This window comes from Geodermatophilus sp. SYSU D01045 (assembly GCF_054050295.1).
This window is the reverse complement of the sequence record NZ_JBJGZB010000056.1, coordinates 1-3,201: the sequence shown is the minus strand read 5'-3', so window position 1 is coordinate 3,201 and position 3,201 is coordinate 1. Positions and strand designations below refer to the sequence as shown.

Here is a 3,201-nt window from a genome sequence, read left to right as displayed (position 1 = left end):
CCCCCCCCCCCCCCCCCCCCCCCCCCCCCCCCCCCCCCCCCCCCCCCCCCCCCCCCCCCCCCCCCCCCCCCCCCCCCCCCCCCCCCCCCCCCCGGAGGGTGGGCGGCGATCGGGTCACCTCGGAGAACCCGCGGGCGGAGCGGACGGGCTGCCGGGCAGAATGGCCTCCCGTGTCCGGCGCCAACGACCCCTACGACCCCAAGCAGGTCGCGGCCCTGTCCGCCGAGGCCCTCGACGCCGCCGTCGCCGCGGCCCGCGAGGCCTTCGCGGGAGCGGGCGACCTCGAGGCGCTGGCCGCCGTCCGCCCGGCCCACCTCGGCGACCGCGCGCCCGTGCCGCTGGCCCGCCGCGAGCTCGGCGCGCTGCCGCCGGCCGCCCGCGCCGACGCCGGCAAGCGGGTGAACGCGGCGCGGGTCGCCGTCACCGCGGCCTACGAGACGCGCCGGGCCGAGCTCGAGGCCGAGCGCGACGCCCGGGCGCTGGCCGAGGAGCGGGTCGACGTCACCCTGCCCTGGGACCGCACCCCGCGCGGCGCCCGCCACCCGCTGACCACGCTGCAGGAGCGGATCGCCGACGTGTTCGTCGGCATGGGCTACGAGGTGGCCGACGGCCCGGAGCTCGAGGCCGAGTGGTTCAACTTCGACGCGCTCAACATCGGCCGCGACCACCCGGCGCGCACGATGATGGACACCCTGTTCGTCGCCCCCGAGGACTCCGGCCTGGTGCTGCGCACGCACACCAGCCCGGTGCAGGCCCGCACGCTGCTGTCGCGCACGCCGCCGGTGTACGTCGTCGCGCCCGGGCGGGTCTACCGCACCGACGAGCTCGACGCGACGCACACCCCGGTCTTCCACCAGGTCGAGGGCCTGGCCGTCGACCGCGGGCTGACGATGGCGCACCTGCGCGGCACCCTCGACCACCTCGCGCGGGCGCTGTTCGGCCCCGAGGCGGTCACCCGCTGGCGGCCGTCGTACTTCCCGTTCACCGAGCCCTCGGCGGAGTTCGACGTCTGGTTCCCCGAGCACCGCGACGGCCCGCGCTGGGTCGAGTGGGGCGGCTGCGGGATGGTCAACCCGCGGGTGCTCGTCGCCTGCGGCGTCGACCCGGAGGAGTACAGCGGCTTCGCCTTCGGCATGGGCATCGAGCGGGCGCTGCAGTTCCGCGCCGGCGTCGGCGACATGCGCGACATCGTCGAGGGCGACGTCCGGTTCACGAGCGCGTTCGGAGTGGAGCTGTAGATGCGGGTCCCCGTCGGCTGGCTGGCCGAGTACGTCGACGTCCCCGCCGGGACCACCGTCGAGGACCTCGACGCCGCCTTCGTCCGGCTCGGCCTGGAGGTCGAGGAGGTCCACACCCCGGCCGAGGTCACCGGCCCGCTCGTGGTCGGCCGGGTGCTGGAGATCGAGGAGCTCACCGGCTTCAAGAAGCCGATCCGCTGGTGCCAGGTCGACGTCGGCGAGGGCACCCCGCGCGGGATCGTCTGCGGGGCGAGCAACTTCGCGGTGGGGGACAGCGTCGTCGTCGCGCTGCCCGGTGCCGTGCTGCCCGGCGGGTTCGAGATCGCCGCGCGGAAGACCTACGACCACGTCTCCGACGGGATGATCTGCTCGGTCCGCGAGCTGGGCATCGGCGAGGACCACGCCGGGATCCTGGTGCTGGGCGAGGGCGTCGAGCCCGGCGCGGACGCCCGCCCCGTCGTGGGCCTCGACGACGTCGTCATCGAGCTCAACGTCACCCCCGACCGCGGCTACTGCCTGTCGATGCGCGGCGTCGCCCGCGAGATGGGCACCGGCCTCGGCGTCCCGTGGCGCGACCCGGCCGCGGCGGCGCCGCCCGCCTGGTCCGGCGAGCCGGCCTGGGAGGTGACCGTCGCCGACGCCGACCGCTGCGACCGGTTCTCGATGGTCGCGCTGGAGGGCCTGGACCCGACCGCGCCCAGCCCGTGGTGGATGCGCCGCCGGCTCGCGCAGTCGGGGGTCCGCTCGATCTCCCTGGCCGTGGACGTCACCAACTACGTGATGCTCGAGCTCGGCCAGCCGATGCACGCCTTCGACCGGGACGCGGTGACCGGCCCGATCGTCGTGCGGCGGGCCCGCGAGGGCGAGCGGCTGACCACCCTCGACGGCGCCGACCGGGCGCTGTCCGGCGACGACCTGCTCATCACCGACGACACGGGCCCGATCGGGCTGGCCGCGGTGATGGGCGGCGCCTCCACCGAGATCGGCGACGGCACCACGAACGTACTGCTCGAGGCCGCGCACTGGGAGCCCACCGGCGTCGCGCGCACCGCCCGCCGGCACCGGCTGCCCAGCGAGGCCGCCCGCCGCTTCGAGCGCGGCGTCGACCCGGAGATGACCGTCGCCGCGCTGGCCCGCGCCGCGCAGCTGCTCGGCGAGTACGGCGGCGCCCGCGTCGTCGGCGCGCTCGTCGACGTCGACACCCGCGGCCCGCGCCCGTCGATCGCGCTGGACGCCGCGAAGCCCGGCCGGGTCTCCGGCGTCCCGTACGCGCCGGCCCGGGTGGTCGAGCTGCTGGAGGCCGTCGGCTGCGCGGTGGAGGCCGACGGCGGCTCGCTGACCGTCACCCCGCCGTCCTGGCGCCCGGACCTCACCGACCCGGCCGACCTGGTCGAGGAGGTCGTCCGGCTGGCCGGCTACGACGACGTCCCCTCGGTGCTGCCGACCGCCCCGCCCGGCCGCGGGCTCACCGAGACCCAGCGCCGCCGCCGCGCGGTCGGCCGGGCGCTGGCCGAGGCCGGCTACGTCGAGGCGCCGTCCTACCCGTTCGTCGGCGCCCCGGCGCTGGACGCCCTCGGCCTCGCCGACGACGACCCGCGCCGCCGGGTCGTGCTCGTGCGCAACCCGCTGTCGGAGGAGGAGCCGGCGCTGCGCACCACGCTGCTGCCCGGCCTGCTGGCGACGCTGGCCCGCAACCTCTCCCGCGGCCGGCGCGACGTCGCCCTGTTCGAGCACGGCGCGGTCTTCCCGGGCGACCGGCGCACCCCCGCGCCGCTGCCCGGCGTCGACCGCCGGCCCGACGACGAGACCCTCGCCGCCCTGCTCGGCGCGGTGCCCGACCAGCCCTGGCACGTCGCGGTGGGGGGGGGGGGGGGGGGGGGGGGGGGGGGGGGGGGGGGGGGGGGGGGGGGGGGGGGGGGGGGGGTGGCGGGCGCGGGCGCGCGGCGGGGGGCCGCCGGCGGGG

General features: G+C 78.3%; 2 protein-coding genes. Both read left to right on the top strand.

The features are described from left to right. Positions 1-170: 170 nt before the first annotated feature. Positions 171-1,238 carry a phenylalanine--tRNA ligase subunit alpha gene (pheS, locus tag ACI798_RS23100; protein WP_456942857.1) on the top strand — a complete coding sequence of 356 codons (1,068 nt, stop codon included), beginning with the start codon at positions 171-173 and terminating at the stop codon, positions 1,236-1,238. Further along, positions 1,239-3,201 (top strand): phenylalanine--tRNA ligase subunit beta (gene pheT / locus ACI798_RS23095; RefSeq protein ID WP_457049053.1); only part of this gene is annotated, 1,963 nt, incomplete at its 3' end. It abuts the gene before it with no gap.